The 17,771-nt window shown below is 38.1% G+C and carries 18 protein-coding genes; 7 read left to right on the top strand and 11 right to left on the bottom strand.

The genetic code is table 11. The features are described 5' to 3' along the window. Window positions 1–60 precede the first annotated feature (60 nt). From KP712_RS03405 to KP712_RS03370, 8 genes are all read right to left on the bottom strand, one after another. On the bottom strand, window positions 61–1,008 hold the full coding sequence (locus KP712_RS03405) for a ribose-phosphate pyrophosphokinase (protein ID WP_048953587.1): 948 nt from the start codon (window positions 1,006–1,008) through the stop codon (window positions 61–63). Between the two features lies 1 nt (window position 1,009). Next, window positions 1,010–1,951: a 4-(cytidine 5'-diphospho)-2-C-methyl-D-erythritol kinase gene (gene ispE / locus KP712_RS03400; protein ID WP_048953688.1), complete on the bottom strand. Its 942-nt coding sequence runs from the start codon at window positions 1,949–1,951 to the stop codon at window positions 1,010–1,012. Between the two features lie 11 nt (window positions 1,952–1,962). After that, window positions 1,963–2,583, bottom strand: a complete 621-nt coding sequence (lolB, locus tag KP712_RS03395; RefSeq protein WP_032825167.1) for a lipoprotein insertase outer membrane protein LolB — start codon at window positions 2,581–2,583, stop codon at window positions 1,963–1,965. A gap of 71 nt (window positions 2,584–2,654) precedes the next feature. Next, window positions 2,655–3,905, bottom strand: a complete 1,251-nt coding sequence (locus KP712_RS03390) for a multifunctional CCA addition/repair protein (RefSeq protein WP_048953589.1) — start codon at window positions 3,903–3,905, stop codon at window positions 2,655–2,657. Window positions 3,906–3,911: 6 nt separating this feature from the next. Continuing rightward, window positions 3,912–4,523: a TIGR04211 family SH3 domain-containing protein gene (locus KP712_RS03385; RefSeq protein WP_005641802.1), complete on the bottom strand. Its 612-nt coding sequence runs from the start codon at window positions 4,521–4,523 to the stop codon at window positions 3,912–3,914. Window positions 4,524–4,590: 67 nt separating this feature from the next. Then, complete coding sequence (locus KP712_RS03380; RefSeq protein ID WP_111407871.1) at window positions 4,591–5,853, bottom strand: inorganic phosphate transporter; 1,263 nt, start codon at window positions 5,851–5,853, stop codon at window positions 4,591–4,593. A gap of 24 nt (window positions 5,854–5,877) precedes the next feature. Further along, window positions 5,878–6,558 carry a TIGR00153 family protein gene (locus KP712_RS03375; protein WP_111407872.1) on the bottom strand — a complete coding sequence of 227 codons (681 nt, stop codon included), beginning with the start codon at window positions 6,556–6,558 and terminating at the stop codon, window positions 5,878–5,880. Window positions 6,559–6,692: 134 nt separating this feature from the next. Beyond that, window positions 6,693–6,905 carry an excalibur calcium-binding domain-containing protein gene (locus tag KP712_RS03370; protein WP_111407873.1) on the bottom strand — a complete coding sequence of 71 codons (213 nt, stop codon included), beginning with the start codon at window positions 6,903–6,905 and terminating at the stop codon, window positions 6,693–6,695. A gap of 155 nt (window positions 6,906–7,060) precedes the next feature. On the opposite strand from KP712_RS03370, the gene KP712_RS03365 reads away from it, so the two are divergent. The 7 genes from KP712_RS03365 (at window position 7,061) to KP712_RS03335 (ending at window position 16,250) form a co-directional block, all read left to right on the top strand. Continuing rightward, on the top strand, window positions 7,061–8,098 hold the full coding sequence (locus tag KP712_RS03365) for an inorganic triphosphatase (protein ID WP_111407874.1): 1,038 nt from the start codon (window positions 7,061–7,063) through the stop codon (window positions 8,096–8,098). A 125-nt stretch (window positions 8,099–8,223) separates the two neighbouring features. Then, on the top strand, window positions 8,224–9,600 hold the full coding sequence (radA, locus tag KP712_RS03360; RefSeq protein ID WP_005644699.1) for a DNA repair protein RadA: 1,377 nt from the start codon (window positions 8,224–8,226) through the stop codon (window positions 9,598–9,600). Window positions 9,601–9,722: 122 nt separating this feature from the next. Further along, entirely contained in the window at window positions 9,723–10,202 is a 480-nt protein-coding gene (lrp, locus tag KP712_RS03355; RefSeq protein WP_048953599.1) for a leucine-responsive transcriptional regulator Lrp, read from the top strand. An 8-nt stretch (window positions 10,203–10,210) separates the two neighbouring features. Beyond that, window positions 10,211–13,018: a DNA translocase FtsK gene (locus tag KP712_RS03350; RefSeq protein WP_048953600.1), complete on the top strand. Its 2,808-nt coding sequence runs from the start codon at window positions 10,211–10,213 to the stop codon at window positions 13,016–13,018. A gap of 17 nt (window positions 13,019–13,035) precedes the next feature. Beyond that, window positions 13,036–13,653, top strand: coding sequence for an outer membrane lipoprotein chaperone LolA (gene lolA / locus KP712_RS03345; RefSeq protein ID WP_005633722.1), 618 nt, complete (start codon window positions 13,036–13,038; stop codon window positions 13,651–13,653). A 60-nt stretch (window positions 13,654–13,713) separates the two neighbouring features. Continuing rightward, a complete protein-coding gene (locus tag KP712_RS03340) occupies window positions 13,714–15,054 on the top strand; it encodes a replication-associated recombination protein A (RefSeq protein WP_111407875.1) in 1,341 nt (446 codons plus the stop codon). Window positions 15,055–15,074: 20 nt separating this feature from the next. Next, window positions 15,075–16,250: a multidrug effflux MFS transporter gene (locus KP712_RS03335; protein ID WP_111407876.1), complete on the top strand. Its 1,176-nt coding sequence runs from the start codon at window positions 15,075–15,077 to the stop codon at window positions 16,248–16,250. 42 nt (window positions 16,251–16,292) lie between these two features. Here KP712_RS03335 and KP712_RS03330 read toward each other — a convergent pair whose 3' ends face one another. Genes KP712_RS03330 through KP712_RS03320 form a run of 3 tightly spaced genes read right to left on the bottom strand, consistent with a single transcriptional unit; the run spans window position 16,293 to window position 17,757 of the window. Further along, the gene (locus KP712_RS03330; RefSeq protein WP_373454881.1) at window positions 16,293–16,580 is read right to left on the bottom strand and encodes a cytochrome c; all 288 of its coding nucleotides are present in this window, start codon (window positions 16,578–16,580) and stop codon (window positions 16,293–16,295) included. A gap of 33 nt (window positions 16,581–16,613) precedes the next feature. Continuing rightward, window positions 16,614–17,096, bottom strand: coding sequence for a TlpA disulfide reductase family protein (locus KP712_RS03325; protein WP_111407877.1), 483 nt, complete (start codon window positions 17,094–17,096; stop codon window positions 16,614–16,616). Further along, complete coding sequence (locus KP712_RS03320) at window positions 17,083–17,757, bottom strand: ABC transporter ATP-binding protein (RefSeq protein ID WP_005636775.1); 675 nt, start codon at window positions 17,755–17,757, stop codon at window positions 17,083–17,085. Before KP712_RS03320 ends, KP712_RS03325 begins: the two co-directional genes overlap by 14 nt. Window positions 17,758–17,771 lie beyond the last annotated feature (14 nt).

The raw sequence follows: 17,771 nt of genomic DNA, 5'->3' as shown, positions 1-17,771 counted from the left end.
ATTTCACAAATATTGTTGAAATTCCCATAATTCTTAAAGATCATTGTCTAGCATTTTAATTTAATTAAACATAGCTGAAATTGACTCTTCATTACTAATACGACGGATAGCTTCAGCAAGCATTGCAGACAGAGTAAGTACGCGTACGCGACCTAATGCTTTAATTTCCTCAGAAAGTGGGATTGTATCTGTTACAACGATTTCATCAATAGCGCCACTAGCCAAATTTTTCGCAGCAGCACCAGAGAATACAGCATGAGTCGCATAAGCAAATACGCGTTTTGCACCACGTTCTTTTAATGCTTCAGCTGCTTTGCAAAGCGTACCGCCTGTATCGATCATATCATCGACAAGAATACAATCACGACCTGCGACATCACCGATAATATGCATTACTTGTGCTACGTTTGCACGTGGACGACGCTTGTCAATAATAGCCATATCAGTATCGTTTAATAATTTAGCTACCGCACGAGCGCGAACAACACCACCAATATCTGGAGAAACAACAATTGGATTTTCAAGATCAGATTTTTTCAAAATATCGTGAATTAAAACTGGAGAACCAAACACATTGTCTACTGGTACATCAAAGAAGCCTTGGATTTGTTCTGCGTGTAGGTCGCAGGTTAATACGCGGTCAATACCAACAGTTGAAAGTAAATCTGCCACAACTTTAGCGGTAATAGGTACACGTGCTGATCGTACGCGACGATCTTGACGAGCATAACCAAAGTAGGGAACAACAGCCGTGATACGACCTGCAGATGCACGACGTAATGCATCTACCATCACAATTAATTCCATTAGGTTATCATTGGTTGGAGCACAGGTTGATTGTATAATGAATACATCTGCACCACGCACATTTTCATTGATTTGAACTTGGATTTCACCATCACTGAAACGGCCAACAGTGGCATCGCCTAGTGAAATATATAAACGTTCAGAAATGTGTTTTGCAAGTTCTGGTGTTGCATTACCCGCGAAGAGTTTAATGTCAGGCATTTTATAAAACCTCAGGTTTAGATTGTCGATGAGTATGAATTGGTGATAGCTGCTTCAACATTGCGTGCAAGGGAGAAACATTGAGTCCTTTAGCGATAAAGCCAAAAAATTCTTCTGGTTTTTGTCTAAATACCGCTTGTGCTTCTGCTTCATGATCAAATTCAGCAAAAACACATGCTCCCGTTCCTGTTAATCTTGCCGGCGCATATTGTAGCAACCAGTTTAGCGCTTTTTCAACGTTTGAATAATGATTTATCACAACTTTTTCGCAATCGTTTACATAAGGTTCACTCAAAAGTTGTTCTAGGGATTTTTTCGGTGTATTACGTGGTAAATTTGGATCTTGAAATATGACAGCCGTCGATATTGAATCATCGGGTTTTAATACAACAAACCATTTTTCAGCAGGTTCACAATAAGTGATTTTTTCCCCGACACCTTCAGCAAAAGCAGCGTGTCCATGTACAAATATTGGCACATCAGCGCCTAGTGTTAAGCCTAATTTTGCCAGTTCATCAATAGATAAATTGGCTTGCCATAAATAATTTAATGCGACCAATGCGCTTGCTGCATTAGATGACCCCCCACCAACACCGCCTCCCATTGGAAGAATTTTATCTAAATGAATATTTGCACCCAATTGAATATTGGCTTTTTCTTGTAAAAGTTTTGCAGCTCGATAAATTAGATTATCTTCTGTTTTTAGATTTGGAATTTCTGGCGTTAAAACAATTCGATTATCTTCTTCACGGATACTCATTTCTAACCAATCGCCGAAATCTAAAAATTGGAAAAGTGTTTGTAATTCATGATAGCCGTTCGGCAATTTTCCGTTGATATAAAGAAATAAATTCAGTTTGGCTGGGCTAGGGAAGCGCAATGGCTTCCCATTTGATTGCGTTGTATTTTGAGAAAGTGCGGTAGAAAATTGATGTGATTTCATTAATGTATTCATTAGTAAATCCACTCATCTACGCGAATCTTTAGAGTTTGTTTCGTGCTGTCATTTTTTAGTAGAATATTTTCAGGCATCGAATTATTTGAGTGATAAGTTAGATAATCTGCTGTCCATTGAGAACCATCCACATGATAAGTAAATGCGCCAAGTAAATGGTTGGTACCGACTTGATAATCTGCATTTATTGCAGGTTGACCTTTTAACCAATAAGCTAAATGCTCTAATGGCACATCCATGCCAATGATCTCTTGTAATAGTAGTTTAGCATTGGCTGCAGATTGTTGATTGCCGTTGTTATCGGAAATTGTCATTCCACTTTGATGCATTTGAATCCAAAGAGTAGATTTACTGATTAAAGAATAGAGTTTAAGCGTATAAGATTTTGGATTTTGGTATTGCCATTCAAAGCGGCTAGAAAAACGTTCTGTAGGACTGATATAACCAATTTGTCCTTTAGCTTGATAGGATTGAATTTTTTGAATCTTTTGTAAATGCTGTTGCCATGTGGCGTCGGTTTTATCGATATATTGCACGTTAACTGGGCGTTCAGCATCCATCGTACAGGCTGTAAGTATGCTGGTTACAAAAAGTGCGGTGAGAAATTTAAACGTTTTCATATTATTCATCAAGTTAATAAGCTCGCGTATTTTAAGGATTTAGTTGAATTGAGTAAAGTTACTTTTATTTGTTAATTTTTGGGGTAATTTGCTTTTGTTTGTTTAACCGCTAAGATTCTTCGTTTCGTCAATTCATTTCTGATTTCTTGTTTCTCAAATCCATCTGCAATAACTTGCTGGACATCTACTTCATTGGCCGCTTGTAATAATTGATTGACGTAATCTATTTGTGGATAGTCTTTATTTTCAAAACCTGTTCTACCTCGAGTATCAGCTAGACATACTTGTAGAAATTCTTGAAAGCGTTGAGGTTTTCTCCACACATCAAAACGATTAAACAGCGTTATGACGGTTTCAGCTCGAAGCTCAAAGGCCTTGTGAATATGCGTATGAAATTCACAAGTCAGTTCTGCAAGTTCTTGAAAATAACTTGGGACTTTCAAGCGTTTGCACAATGATCTAGTCGGTTTTATGCCAGCTTGTTCATGCCCATAATGATGAGGAAGAATATTTTGAGGTGTAAGAGCCTTGCCAAGATCATGACAAATTGCGGCAAAACGGACCGCACTTTTATTTAGGATAGGGTTATTTTCAGTCAAATTAACCGCTTGTTCTAATACCAACATGGTATGAATAAAACTATCCACTTCTGGATGATGTTTTACTGGATTTGGCACGCCATAAAGGGCATCGATTTCAGGAAATAAAACTCTTAATGCGCCTGTTTTATGTAAGGTTTCAAAATAAATTTCAGGATTTTTTTCGTTTAAGGCTTTTTCTGTTTCTAACCAAACTCGTTCCGCCGTGAGATGTTGTAATTCTCCTGATTGGGCAAGTTCTGCCATTAGGGATATCGTTTCCGATGCAATTTTGAAACCGAGAGAATGATAACGGGCAGCAAAGCGTGCCACGCGTAATACTCGTAAAGGGTCTTCTGAAAAAGCGGGAGAAATATGGCGCAAAATTCGATTTTCTAAATCTTGTTTTCCTCCATAAGGATCGATAATTTCACCGTCTTCGCTTTGAGCCATGGCGTTAATAGTGAGATCTCGTCGAATTAAATCTTGTTCTAATGTAATTGTTGGGGAGAAATCACAAATAAAGCCAGTGTAACCTGCGCTAGATTTACGTTCTGTTCGGGCAAGCGCATATTCTTCTTTTGTTTTAGGATTGAGAAAAACCGGAAAATCTTTGCCTACTTGTTGATAACCGAGAGAGAGTAGCGTAGCGGGGGTTGCATCTACCACAATCCAATCACGATCTTTTACCGGTAAACCCAATAATTGATCGCGAACAGCCCCACCAACTAAATAAACTTTCATTCGTGATTATGCCCAGCCATCGCGACGGCGACGTTTTGGTAAAACATAAGGAATAAGTAAGCCGAAGAGTAAGCCTACGCCCAATACTGAACCGCCATAAATAAACCATTGGATAGCAATTTCTCGTTTACCTGCATCAAGCATCGCTTCTAAATCACGATTTTTATTTTTGGTCATTTCAAGTTCACGTTTCAATTGTGAATTTTGTTCTAAAAGATCTGCACTTTGTTGCTCAGCTTGTTTGGTTCGACGTTGCATTTCGACAGTACGTTGTTGCCAATCGCCATCTAAACGACTAAGTTTTAAAGTTAATTCTTGAACTTGAGCTTTTAATTTTGGATTTTCTTCTTTACTACTTGGCGTGTTGCTTAAGTCTGAATTTAAAATCCAAGCTTCACGATTTTTATTGTCGCGAATGAGTGTGTATTTGCCTTGGCGATCTAATACATTCACCGCTTCTCCAGCTTGAATTGAACCTGCAATTTTAAATTGTTCACCAGCACCACGGCGTAAGAAGGTACTGAGATTTTCAGTAACATATTGCGTTTCTGCATGAGCAGTTGCAATACCTGTACCAAGTAAAGCGCAAGATAAAAGTGTATTGTAGATTTTTTTCATGCTTTCTCCTTAAAAACAAAAACAACAAAAGTGCGGCTAAATAAACCGCACTTTTTGTTGCAATAAATTAATTAAACACCGCACGCAATAAATAGAAGATAATAATTGCGAAGAATGCGCCGGCTGGTAACGTGATTATCCAAGAACTAATGATGTTTCGGATAACCGTTAAATTGAGTGCCGCGATACCGCGAGCAAAACCGATACCTAAAATTGCCCCAACAAGTGTTTGTGTTGTTGAGATCGGTAAGCCTGTACCTGATGCAACTACAACAGTCATCGCAGTAGCAAATTGAGCAGCAAAGCCACGGCTTGGCGTTAAATCGGTGATCCCAGATCCAACAGTCGCCATTACTTTTTGCCCCATAGTAATTAAGCCTACAGCAATACCTAATGCACCTAGTGGTAAAATCCACCAAGTTAAGGCTCCACCTGAAACAATTTTACCGCCTTGTTCAACGATAGATACAACCGCTGAAAGTGGGCCAATTGCATTCGCTACATCATTCGAACCATGAGCGAAAGCCATCGCACAGGCGGTTAATAACATTAAAATGCTGAAGACTTTTTCTACCGCACCAAAAGTCCCTTTGCTTGCAGATTGGGTGAATGTTTTGCTTTTAAAATAGAAGTGGAAAAACAGCATGCCTACAAGGCTAATGACAAGTGAAATGACCAAAGTTTCTTTATTGGAAAGATTTAAACCAACATGTTTTAAACCTTTTGTCATTGTTACGATACACAGTACAAATACGGTTATCCCCATGTAATAAGGACCATATTTTTGTGCGTTTTTCAGAGGATATTCGGTATCAAAAATAAGCTTTTGCGTACTTGCAAAGATTGCATAGGCGAGAATACCTGCAATGACAGGCGTGATGAACCAGCTACCAACGATGCTACCAATATTTGACCAATCTACTGCGCCAGGGCCAATCGTAATGCACGCAAATCCAATAATTGCACCGATGATAGTGTGAGTACCTGAAACCGGCCATCCCATTTTTGTTGCGATAAATAACCAAGCACCAGATGCAAATAAAGCAGAAAGCATACCCAGTGCTAAAATATCGGGCGTATCAACAAATTGCATTGGATCGATTACGCCACTTTTAATGGTTTCTGTTACTTCACCACCGGCTAGATATGCGCCAGCAGATTCAAAAATTAACGCGATAATAATTGCTTGTTTGGCTGTTACAGTACCGGAACCTACGGATGTACCCATTGAGTTTGAAACATCATTGGCTCCAATACCGAAAGCCATAAAAAAGCCGAAGGCTGCTGTAATCCACACCAACCATGAACCATATTGACTAATAACTTCCATAGTTAATTTCCTATGTTTTGTTGATTATGAACGCGCCAGCATTAATTCGATGCGTGAGCCAACACGTTGTGCTTGGTCAGCTAGCACGCCAACCCATTCAATAATTTTATATAAGAACATCACATCAATTGGGTTATAACGGCTTTCGATGGTGTAAAGCATTTTACGCAATTTGATCTGCATTTGGTCGGTATCGTCTTCAATGGCATCGAGTTCTTGAATCATATCGTTAACTAATTTTAGTTCACGGCCTTTAAAACCGGTTTCTAAAAGTTGATCCATTTCTTCGATTACTCGATGTGCTTGGTGAATCGCGTCTAAACTACGTTTTACGTAATGTAAGAATTCTTCCTGCATTTCTTCAGGTATACCAAATTGACGGCCAATCATACGGCCTGCAATATCTTTAGCAAAATTTGCTAATTTATCTTGTTGCGTGACTAATTCTAAGAGATCAGTACGATCAATAGGTAAGAATAAACCACGTGGCAATTTCAAACGAATCTCACGTTTCAAGCTATCCGCTTCACGTTCACACTGAGAGATTTCTAAGCGTTTTTCTTCCGCTTTTTCCCAATCCTTTGAGAAGGTGGTTTCAAAAAAAGGAATTAAAAGATCGCAACATTCAGTGACTTTTTCCGAATGCTTTTGTAATGGTTTTAAAGGCGAATGGGCAAATAATCCGAGAATATTATTCATTGCCATAAGTGATTTACTCCATAAGGGGTTAAAAATTCGTGCGCATATTACCCGATTTTTATTAATAATTAAATGTATTTTAGGGGGCGATTCCTTCACTGAAAAGGAAAAGCCGAATTTTTCATCTTTTCAATGTATCATTAATATTTCTTACAACGCGATGAGCCGTATTTACTACCGCCAGGCAAGCATTCACAGGCTTCACCATCGCGATCTCGATCCAAATGATAAGCATGGTGGTTTTCATAATAGCGTTGTGCTTCTTCTTGTGTATTAAAATCTGAACAACGAACGCCAGCATTTATAGGCAATGTGATGGTTAGAAGCATAGAAAATAGAAACAATTTTTTCATAGAGATCTTTTATTAATTGGTTATTTAAAATTAAGTCAAATTATATCCCTTTATATCTATTTTTTGATGTTTAATTTTAAGGAATATAAAATGCTTGATTTATCTATTTTTATCTGTATATTTAAACAGTTTTAAGTTAAAGGGAGCATAATTTTATGAGTAATGAAATTGAAATTAAATTAGCGGTATCTGACCAAGCGTTTAATGAATTAGAAGAACATTTAAAAAACTTTACTTGTTTAGCGCATAAAAAACAGTTTTTGAGCAATACTTATTATGATTATCCTGATCATTTTCTTGCTAAACAAAAGATGGGATTACGTATTCGTCAGGAAGATCAGGAACTTACATTAACGCTTAAAACTAACGGTGAAGTTGTTGGTGGATTGCATAGTCGCCCAGAATATAATTTACCATTAACCGAAAAAGAAACGCCAACTAATGCCCAATTAAGAGAACTTTATTCTTTTGAACAATTACCTAGTTCTACACTACAACCTATTTTCTCCACAGATTTTAACCGCACTTTTTGGTTAGTTGAATTTCAACAATCCAAAATTGAAGTGGCGTTCGATCAAGGTAAAATTATTGCAGGCGAATCTGAGCAACCAATTTGTGAAATTGAGTTTGAATTGAAATCTGGCAATGTGCAGGATCTTTTTGATTTTGTGGAAACTTTGCCGTTCGAAAGAGATATTTATTTTAGTAGTGCAAGTAAAGCAAAGCGTGGTTATTTGCTGAGTTCAAAACAATTTTTAACAGATTGGTTAAATAAATGGCGTGATTTCTTAAAAGAAGAACGAGAAGAAAGTGCGGTAGATTTTTGTGCAAAATTTAATTCCGTGTTGAAAATGGAACAGAAACTTTTGGAAGAAACCTTATCCTTTTCTCCCGCACTTTTTAGCCAAGATTTTATGAAAACAGTGGAGCGAGTTGGGGCATTTTTTAATCTTTATCATTATTATGATGAAAATGGAAAAATCCTAGAAGTGGTGGCAATAGAGAAACAAAAAGAAGCGCTATTACCAGCTTTGTTAGAAAGCAATCAGAAAATTTTTGCTGAAATTCGCGATTTGATTCGTTTTCATAGTGAAACGAAAGACAATGAAAAAACTATTGAAAAATTGACTGCACTTTTGAAAAGTCGAGTTTATTTTGAGCGAATGATCAAATTAATGAGATTCTCGGCATAATACGAATCAACCGTGCAAATGGGTAAGCTATACTTCTAGGTATTATGTCAGCTTGCCCTGAATAATATAACGATATTTAGCCGTAGGTATATGAATACTCGGTTAAAGAATGAGAAGGATGAAAAATGGCTAAAGCCCCGAAAACAGCTTATGTATGTAACGATTGTGGTGCAGAGTTTTCTCGTTGGCAAGGGCAATGCTCGGCTTGTAAAGCGTGGAATACAATCACCGAAGTGCGGTTAATTTCCACGGCAAAATCAAAAAATGATCGTTTTAGTGGCTACGCGGGGGAAACTCAGGCAAAAATTCAAACGCTCTCTGAAATTAGTTTGCAAGAAACACCACGTTTTTCCAGTGGCTTTAATGAATTAGATCGCGTACTGGGTGGCGGGATTGTACCGGGAAGTGCGATTTTAATTGGTGGACATCCTGGTGCAGGGAAAAGCACCTTGTTATTACAAGTCATGTGTGGTTTAGCGAAAAACATGACCGCACTTTATGTGACGGGAGAGGAGTCGTTACAACAGGTTGCGATGCGTGCAAGTCGATTGGGGTTACCAAACGATCAATTAAAAATGTTGTCAGAAACCTCTGTGGAACAGATTTGTAATTTGGCGGATCAGTTAAAACCGCAAATTATAGTGGTAGACTCGATCCAAGTAATGCATCTGGCGGATATTCAATCATCGCCAGGTAGTGTGGCACAAGTGCGTGAATGTGCTTCTTTCCTCACTCGTTATGCGAAAACCCGACAAGTTGCCATTATTATGGTGGGGCATGTAACGAAAGACGGTACGCTTGCAGGGCCGAAAGTGTTAGAGCATGCGATTGACTGTTCATTACTATTAGAAGGCGAAGCCGATTCTCGCTATCGCACTTTACGTAGTCATAAAAACCGTTTTGGTGCGGTGAATGAATTAGGCGTATTTGGTATGACCGAGCAAGGTTTGCGAGAAGTAAAAAATCCATCGGCGATCTTTTTAAGTCGCGGGGATGAGATTACATCGGGTAGTTCCGTTATGGTACTTTGGGAAGGCACTCGTCCTCTTTTAGTGGAAATTCAAGCTTTAGTGGATCATTCAATGCTAGCAAATCCTCGCCGTGTTGCGGTGGGATTAGAGCAAAATCGCTTAGCACTATTATTGGCGGTGTTACATCGACATGGAGGCTTACAAATGGCTGATCAAGATGTCTTTGTCAATGTCGTTGGTGGTGTAAAAGTCAGTGAAACAAGTGCAGATTTGGCTTTGTTGCTTGCATTAATTTCTAGTTTCCGTAATCGCCCCTTGCCACAAGATTTAGTGATTTTTGGTGAAGTTGGATTAGCGGGAGAAATTCGCCCTGTGCCAAGTGGACAAGAACGTATTAGTGAAGCGGCAAAGCATGGCTTTAAACGCGCGATTGTTCCTTTTGGGAACAAGCCGAAAAGTGCGGTCGAAAATATGCAAGTTTTTACGGTGAAGAAACTTTCCGATGCGTTAGCTGTGTTGGATAATTTCTAAATACTTCCATTAGAGATAATTAATAGCCTCAATGGAAATGAATTATCTAATTCCGTTGTACTGAAAACATTAGCAAAATTTGTTAAAATAAACATACTTTTTATTCAAAGAAAAATAAGAAAATGGAAAAAAAACTGAATAAAGCGCTGGATGCGATTGATATAAAAATTCTTAATGAATTACAACGCAACGGTAAAATTTCTAATATTGATTTGTCAAAAAAAGTAGGGCTTTCACCTACGCCTTGTTTAGAACGTGTGAAACGTTTAGAAAAACAAGGTGTCATTATGGGATACCGAGCTCTACTCAATCCAGAATTATTAGATGCGCCGTTACTTGTAATTGTTGAAATCACTTTAGTACGTGGTAAGCCAGATGTATTTGAAGAATTTAATGCGGCGATTCAAGAGTTAGATGAAATTCAAGAATGCCACTTAGTGTCGGGTGATTTTGATTATCTTCTAAAAACTCGAGTTGCTGATATGGCAGAGTATCGTAAATTGCTTGGTTCAACTTTATTGCGCTTACCGGGTGTAAATGATACGCGCACTTATGTGGTGATGGAAGAAGTAAAACAAACTAATTATCTTGTATTGAAATAATAAACTATATGATTAAACGAATTACAGAACGCTTTACACCAAGACAGTATTTAGCTGAATTATTATTAGCATTAACCGCACTTTTGGGACTTTATTTAATTATTGCTTGGTCTAGTTATACACCTTTAGATAATTCTTGGGCAACGGCTGCATCTCATGATGGAACAATTAACAAGGCTGGAGCATTCGGCGCTTGGGTAATTGATCTCCTTTTTGTCTTTTTCGGATATGTTGCACATATTTTTCCTTTTGCTACGTTTTTAGTACCAGTTTATCTATTAAAAATTAAAGCGGTTAAACAGCTTTCATGTACGCGAATTATTTTACGTAGTTTTGGTTTTTTTACTTTAATCATCGGTCTTTGTGTGATGAGCATGTTGCTTTTATCAAGTAATTCTTTTTATTTGAGTGGCGGTGTGCTTGGTGGTTCACTTGTAGTGAATTGGATTTATCCTGTACTCGGTAAATTAGGTGCAATATTAATTGGGTTGGTCTTTGCTGTCATTGGATTCATTTTTTGTTCTGGTGCCTCATTTATTCGATTGCTTGTGACGTTTTATCATTGGCTTACTATGAAAAATGAACAAACTGAAGATGTTAAACAAGATGAATCGGGAGAGGAATTAGAGCAAATTTTGATTCAGAAACCAGATTTTATTCAAAATATGATATTGCCAGAAGTTGCGGAACAAAATGAACATAATCCAAAACTTGTGGAAGATAAGAATGATCGTGAGCTTGGAGAAAACGAAAAGTTATCTAATGAGCAAATGATAAATATTAGTGGATTAACACAGAATATCGCTATTCAAACAGATTATAACGAACTTAATTCACAAAATATTGATGAACAATTTATTTCTGATTTAGGTATGGAAAAATTGCCTAGTGTTCATATTTCAAATGAATTAAATCATCAAATGCCGAATGAAAATGATTTTGTCCCGGTGTGGATTAATAATAAAAAAGAAAAGGGACAGTTGAATAAATCAGAACATGAAATAAGTGCGGATAATTTTTCAGAAATTTCTTTACTACAAGATGATGAAATCCCAACGGTTTCCTTGCGTGAAGGTTTAGCGCATCAGAATGATGAAGAAAATAATTTTTCACATCTTGCTGAAGAATTTGCAGCTCGTGAAGCAGTACGTTTTGCTCAAGCTGATGAACAAGTTCGTTTAGCGGATAATAATTCAGAAATGATGGTTTCTTTACAGAATGAAGTGACTGAAGAACAAGTTAAAACCACAGAGAATACACCTCATTATCAAGGTTATAGTGGTTCACTAATTCATCCAGCATTCCAACAGCCGACAACTAAACGTGAAAAGCCTAGCACGCCATTGCCAAGTTTAGAGTTATTGTCAAAACATCCAGCAGTGGAACAAAATATTACGCAAGAAGAAGTTTTGGAAACATCTCAACGTATTGAGCAACAATTACGTAATTTTAATGTGAAAGCGACTGTAAAAGATGTGCTTGTTGGCCCTGTTGTGACGCGTTATGAATTAGAATTACAACCTGGGGTGAAAGCGTCAAAAGTCACGAGTATTGATACCGATTTGGCGCGTGCATTAATGTTCCGCTCGATTCGTGTGGCTGAGGCTATTCCTGGCAAGCCTTATATCGGTATTGAAACACCTAATCTTCATCGTCAAATGGTGCCATTACGTGATGTGTTAGATAGTAGCGAATTCCGTGATACTCATGCCACTTTGCCAATGGCTTTAGGTAAAGATATTAGCGGAAAGGCTGTGATTGTTGATTTAGCGAAAATGCCACATTTGTTGGTAGCAGGTTCAACAGGATCAGGTAAGTCTGTTGGCGTGAATACGATGATCTTAAGTTTACTTTATCGTGTTCAACCAGAAGATGTGAAATTCATCATGATCGATCCAAAAGTCGTCGAACTTTCTGTTTATAATGATATTCCGCACTTGTTGACGCCTGTTGTAACAGATATGAAAAAAGCCGCTAATGCGTTGCGCTGGTGTGTAGATGAAATGGAACGCCGTTATCAGCTGCTTTCTGCTCTCCGTGTACGCAATATTGAAGGCTTTAACGAAAAAATTGATGAATATGAAGCAATGGGAATGCCAGTGCCAAATCCAATTTGGCGACCTGGCGATACAATGGATACGATGCCACCTGCATTGAAAAAGTTGAGTTATATTGTGGTTATTGTCGATGAGTTTGCTGATTTAATGATGGTAGCGGGTAAGCAAATTGAGGAACTTATTGCTCGCTTAGCACAAAAAGCGCGAGCTATCGGTATCCATTTAATTTTAGCGACGCAACGTCCTTCTGTAGATGTAATTACCGGTTTAATTAAAGCGAATATCCCAAGTCGTATTGCCTTTACGGTTGCAAGTAAAATTGACTCACGAACTATTCTTGATCAAGGTGGGGCAGAGGCGCTTTTAGGTCGTGGTGATATGCTTTATTCTGGGCAAGGTTCATCGGATTTGGTGCGTGTTCATGGTGCCTTTATGAGTGATGATGAAGTTATTCGTATTGCGGATGATTGGCGAGCACGTGGTAAACCTGACTATATTGATGGCATTTTAGAAAGCGCAGACGATGAGGAAAGTGCGGAAAAAGGAATATCAAGCGGTGGAGAATTAGATCCACTTTTTGATGAAGTAATGGATTTTGTTATTAATACCGGTACAACTTCAGTATCTTCTATTCAACGTAAATTCAGCGTAGGCTTTAACCGAGCCGCGCGTATTATGGATCAAATGGAAGAGCAAGGAATTGTTAGCCCAATGCAAAATGGTAAGCGTGAGATTTTATCGCGTCGTCCAGAATACTAATTTAAAAGGAAAGTAAAATGAAAAAAACAACGTTAAAATTTGCCGCACTTGCCTTACTTGGTTTGAGTAATTTGGCATTGGCTGATGCGGCAAGTGAATTGCAAATGCGTTTAGCTAAAGTCGATGTGTTAAGCGCTGAATTTGTGCAAACAGTGACCTCAGGAAGTGGCAAAAATGTTCAACAAGGAAGTGGAAAACTTCAAATTAAACGCCCGAATTTATTCCGTATGGATACTAAAACTCCTCAAGAAACCCAGATTATTTCTGATGGTAAAACCTTGTGGTTCTACGATCCATTTGTGCAACAAGTGACCGCGCAATGGGTGAAAGATGCGGTGAATAACACACCATTCGTATTGCTTACAAGTAACGATAAAAGCCATTGGGATCAATATTCGGTTATGCAACAAGTGGATACTTTCGTATTGAAACCTAAATCTTCAAAAAGTAATATCAAGCAATTTGATATTCGCGTTGATGCTAATGGCGTATTAAGAAATTTCAGTACGACCGAGAAAGATGGGCAAACCAATCTTTATGTTTTACGTAATATTACGAATCAGACGTTGTCTGACAGCTTGTTCCAATTCAAGCCAGAAAAAGGTGTTGAAGTGGATGACCAACGTAAAAAATAACAAATGATTATTTGAAATAAGGGCGTAGAAATACGCCCTTCAATTTTGTGAGAAATAAACATGTCGAACCTCAACTTTGATTTTGCCGAAAATGATTTTCGTCCACTGGCAGCCAAGATGCGCCCAACGAGTCTAGAGCAGTATTTTGGGCAAACTCATCTTATTGGTGAAGGTAAGCCGCTGCGTAAAGCTATTCAAGCTGGGCATATTCATTCTATGATTTTCTGGGGGCCACCAGGTACAGGAAAAACAACGCTCGCAGAAATTATTGCGCAACGTATTAATGCTGAAGTTGAGCGAATTTCTGCGGTGACGAGTGGTATCAAAGAAATTCGTGAAGCCATTGATCGTGCAAAACAAAATCGTCTTGCAGATCGTAAAACTATCTTGTTTGTGGATGAAGTCCATCGTTTTAATAAAAGCCAGCAAGATGCATTTTTACCGCACATTGAAAATGGAACCGTTATTTTCATTGGGGCGACAACAGAAAATCCCTCTTTTGAGCTAAATAATGCGTTGCTTTCTCGTGCACGAGTGTATGTGATGAAATCACTTACAACGGCTGAAATTGAACAAGTTTTGCAGCAAGCTGTAGAAGATCCTGAACGTGGATTGGGTAAAGAGCGCTTAATTTTAGAAGAGAATTTACTGCAAGTACTTGCTGAATATGTTAGTGGGGATGCACGATTAGCTTTGAATTGCCTCGAATTAATGGTGGATATGGCGGATGAAACGGAAAATGGAAAGAAAATTGACCGCACTTTATTAAAAGAAGTCTTAGGCGAACGTCAAGCAAGATTTGATAAACAAGGTGATCGTTTCTATGATTTAATTTCTGCTCTACATAAATCTGTTCGAGGTTCTGCACCAGATGCGGCATTGTATTGGTATGCACGAATTTTAACGGCAGGTGGTGATCCTTTATATGTTGCGCGCCGATTACTTGCTATTGCTTCAGAAGATGTGGGAAATGCGGATCCTCGCGCTATGCAAGTGGCATTGGCTGCATGGGATTGCTTTACTTGCGTGGGGGCTTATGAAGGAGAGAGAGCCATTGCCCAAGCCATTATCTATCTTGCAGTTGCGCCAAAAAGTAATGCGGTTTATACCGCATTTAACACCGCCAAACAGCAAGCGAAAGATTTACCCGATTATGATGTTCCACCACATTTACGTAATGCACCAACTAATTTAATGAAAGAACTTGGCTACGGTGCTGAATATCGTTATGCCCACGATGAACCTAACGCTTATGCAGCAGGTGAAAATTATTTCCCGCCTGAATTAAAAGACACTCAATATTATTTTCCGACGAATAGAGGTATGGAAATTCAGATTAAGGAAAAATTAGAACGATTACGTGAGCAAGATAAAAGTGCGGTGAAAAAACGGTATAAATAATCTTTATTTAGGATATATAAATGCAAAAAACAAATTCAAAAGCCTTTTTAGTGATTTTACTTGGTGTACTTTCTGCCTTTGGACCATTTGTTGTCGATCTTTATTTGCCATCATTGCCACAGCTTGCACAATTTTTTGATACAACGGCTTCCATGACGCAATTAACGCTCACAACGGCAATGATCGGTTTAGCCGTTGGGCAGCTATTACTTGGCCCGATGAGTGATAAATTTGGACGCAAAATACCGCTGATTATTTCACTTTTAATTTATATCATCAGTACGATTTTACTGATTTTCTCACCGAATATTGAAACGATGATTGTATTAAGAGCGGTACAAGGGCTTTCCTCTGCTGGAAGTGTAGTAATTTCTCGTGCGATAGCGACGGACTTATATCGTGGTCGTGAAATGACACGTTTTTTTGGGCTATTAATGACGATTAATGGTATCGCACCGATCATTTCACCTATTTTAGGCAGCTTATTATTAGAATATATTGGTTGGAAAGGCGTATTTTTCTTTTTAGCAATTATTGGTATTGTTGTATTACTATTTTGTCTTCGTTTAAAAGAAAGCCTAATTATTGAAAAACGTTTGAAAGGTTCTGTACTTTCCACATTCTTTACATTTGGCAAGATTATAAAAAATAGAATGTTTATGAGTTATGTTGGTATTGAAAGCTTTTTGCTTGCTGCCATGTTTGCGTATATTGCCGCTTCACCTTTTATTTTGCAAAGTTTTTACGGATTAAGTGTGTTTACCTTTAGCTTATGTTTTGGAGCAAATGGTGCTGCATTAGTTATGGGAGCAAATATAGGTGGTAAGTTGTCAAATCGTACTGCACTTTCTTTTGGGGTATTAGGTTTTGGGATTGTCGTTCTTTACACCATTTCGACACTTATTATTCAACCTAACTGGTTTTTAGTTGAAATTGGCTTCTTTCTTATGCTATTGATGATGGGGCTTACCTTTCCTGCAATTTCTTCATTGGCAATGGAAAGTGAACGTCAATATGCCGGAAGTGCTTCTGCATTACTTGGTTTTACTCCCTTTTTTCTAGGGGGCGTTGTTTCACCATTAGTCGGTATTGGTAATATTTTCTATGCAACAGCTGTGGTGATTTTAGTTTGTGCTTTCATCAGTTTGATAATTTATTTTTTAATTCGTACTAATATTAAGGCATACACAGAATAAAATTTAAATGCGATTAATTTCAAAAAATTAATCGCATTTTCTTTATTTTTTTAATGTAGGAACAAGTTCAGATAAGTTTTTTATATCCTCTTCACTTAATTGGCTTTTTATCCTATTGCCCGCTCCTTCAATTTTTCCACTTTTTCGCTCAGAAAGTGCGGTATAAATTTCTTGAGGAGTCAGGTTATTGATAATTCTTGATTCTCCCATAGCAGATTTCTCACCAGATTTTCCATGGCATGTAGTGCAGCTTCGTTTGTAGAGTTTTTCGCCTTGGGCAAGATTAGTATCAGCAAAGGCCACTTTAGTTAAGCTAAGGCCGAAAATCATAATCAGAATTATTGGGTTAGTTTTTTTCATTGTTTATCCTTTAAACAATTTATCTAAATCATTAGATGGAATTGCGCCTTCATATTTAGCTTGAATGTTTCCTTCAGGGCTAATAATAAATGAAGTGGGCGTACCCATAAGCTGATAACGCTCTGCGGTAATTTTCATTTGATCTTTAATTACAGGCAAGTGGAGTTCACGTTTAGCCACTACGGCTTTGGTGTCCATTTTATCGCCATCCACATTAATTGCAATGAGCGAAACTTTGCCAGGATTGTCTTCTACGAGTTTTTCAAATTCTTTTAACTCTGCAATACAATGTCCACAGGTTTCTGACCAAAAAACTAATAATCGTGTGCCTTTCCAATTCTCAAGGTTTGCAGGATTGCCTTGAAGATCATAGGCGGCAATATCAGGCGCTTTTTGCCCTACTGAGGCAACTTCATCTTTACAAGAAACAGCACCAAAAATAACCGCACTTATGGCAACTAATTTCAATAGTTTATTTGTTCGCATGATTTTCTTCCTTTACAAATTTTCCGTGATGTAAATAAATAACACGATCGGTGAGTTCACCTAACTCTGGATTATGTGTCACCATCACAATGGTGCGCCCTTGTTGATTTAGTTTTGTGAGCAAATCTAGCACTAAAGATTCGTTTTGTTCATCTAAATTTCCTGTTGGTTCATCAGCAAAGATAACGGGCGGTTGATTAACTAACGCACGCGCAATGCAAACACGTTGTTGCTCGCCGCCTGAAAGTTGGCTTGGTCGGTGATCAATGCGATGGCCTAAGCCTACTTGTTCCAATACCGCTTTGGCGGATGCTTCATCAATCACGCTGTGATAATGTTGTGCCAGCATAACGTTTTCAAGTGCGGTCAAATAAGGGATTAAATGGAATTGTTGAAATACCAAGCCGATTTTTTCAGCGCGGAAACGTTGTCGACCGACTTCATCTAATTGAGCGGCATCCACGCCATCTAAAATGACTTTACCTTCACTAGCGGTATCTAAGCCTGTTAAAATATTCATCAGTGTGGTTTTTCCAGAGCCTGAAGCCCCCATAATCGCCACAAATTCCCCTTGTTTAATTTGAATATTAATGTCTTCCAGAGCGGTAACTTGCCCGAAGCGTTTATATAAATGTTGGGTTTCTATTACAAAGTTGGTCATGGTTTTTCTCTTTT

Origin of the sequence: Haemophilus sp. SZY H68, assembly GCF_018829685.1 — a bacterium.
Lineage (GTDB): Bacteria > Pseudomonadota > Gammaproteobacteria > Enterobacterales > Pasteurellaceae > Haemophilus > Haemophilus haemolyticus_K.
The sequence above is the reverse complement of the archived record's forward strand: the minus strand, read 5'-3'. Positions and strand labels throughout refer to the sequence as shown.

Bases quoted from the DNA above. Each gene is read 5' to 3' on its own strand.
- ispE (WP_048953688.1), bottom strand. From the start codon at position 1,951: ATGAAATCACATCAATTTTCTACCGCACTTTCTCAAAATACAACGCAA.
- KP712_RS03335 (WP_111407876.1), top strand. From the start codon at position 15,075: ATGCAAAAAACAAATTCAAAAGCCTTTTTAGTGATTTTACTTGGTGTA.
- KP712_RS03385 (WP_005641802.1), bottom strand. From the start codon at position 4,523: ATGAAAAAAATCTACAATACACTTTTATCTTGCGCTTTACTTGGTACA.
- KP712_RS03390 (WP_048953589.1), bottom strand. From the start codon at position 3,905: ATGAAAGTTTATTTAGTTGGTGGGGCTGTTCGCGATCAATTATTGGGT.
- KP712_RS03375 (WP_111407872.1), bottom strand. From the start codon at position 6,558: ATGGCAATGAATAATATTCTCGGATTATTTGCCCATTCGCCTTTAAAA.
- KP712_RS03320 (WP_005636775.1), bottom strand. From the start codon at position 17,757: ATGACCAACTTTGTAATAGAAACCCAACATTTATATAAACGCTTCGGG.
- KP712_RS03365 (WP_111407874.1), top strand. From the start codon at position 7,061: ATGAGTAATGAAATTGAAATTAAATTAGCGGTATCTGACCAAGCGTTT.
- KP712_RS03350 (WP_048953600.1), top strand. From the start codon at position 10,211: ATGATTAAACGAATTACAGAACGCTTTACACCAAGACAGTATTTAGCT.
- KP712_RS03325 (WP_111407877.1), bottom strand. From the start codon at position 17,096: ATGCGAACAAATAAACTATTGAAATTAGTTGCCATAAGTGCGGTTATT.
- KP712_RS03370 (WP_111407873.1), bottom strand. From the start codon at position 6,905: ATGAAAAAATTGTTTCTATTTTCTATGCTTCTAACCATCACATTGCCT.
- lrp (WP_048953599.1), top strand. From the start codon at position 9,723: ATGGAAAAAAAACTGAATAAAGCGCTGGATGCGATTGATATAAAAATT.
- KP712_RS03330 (WP_373454881.1), bottom strand. From the start codon at position 16,580: ATGATTTTCGGCCTTAGCTTAACTAAAGTGGCCTTTGCTGATACTAAT.
- radA (WP_005644699.1), top strand. From the start codon at position 8,224: ATGGCTAAAGCCCCGAAAACAGCTTATGTATGTAACGATTGTGGTGCA.
- KP712_RS03405 (WP_048953587.1), bottom strand. From the start codon at position 1,008: ATGCCTGACATTAAACTCTTCGCGGGTAATGCAACACCAGAACTTGCA.
- KP712_RS03340 (WP_111407875.1), top strand. From the start codon at position 13,714: ATGTCGAACCTCAACTTTGATTTTGCCGAAAATGATTTTCGTCCACTG.
- KP712_RS03380 (WP_111407871.1), bottom strand. From the start codon at position 5,853: ATGGAAGTTATTAGTCAATATGGTTCATGGTTGGTGTGGATTACAGCA.
- lolB (WP_032825167.1), bottom strand. From the start codon at position 2,583: ATGAAAACGTTTAAATTTCTCACCGCACTTTTTGTAACCAGCATACTT.
- lolA (WP_005633722.1), top strand. From the start codon at position 13,036: ATGAAAAAAACAACGTTAAAATTTGCCGCACTTGCCTTACTTGGTTTG.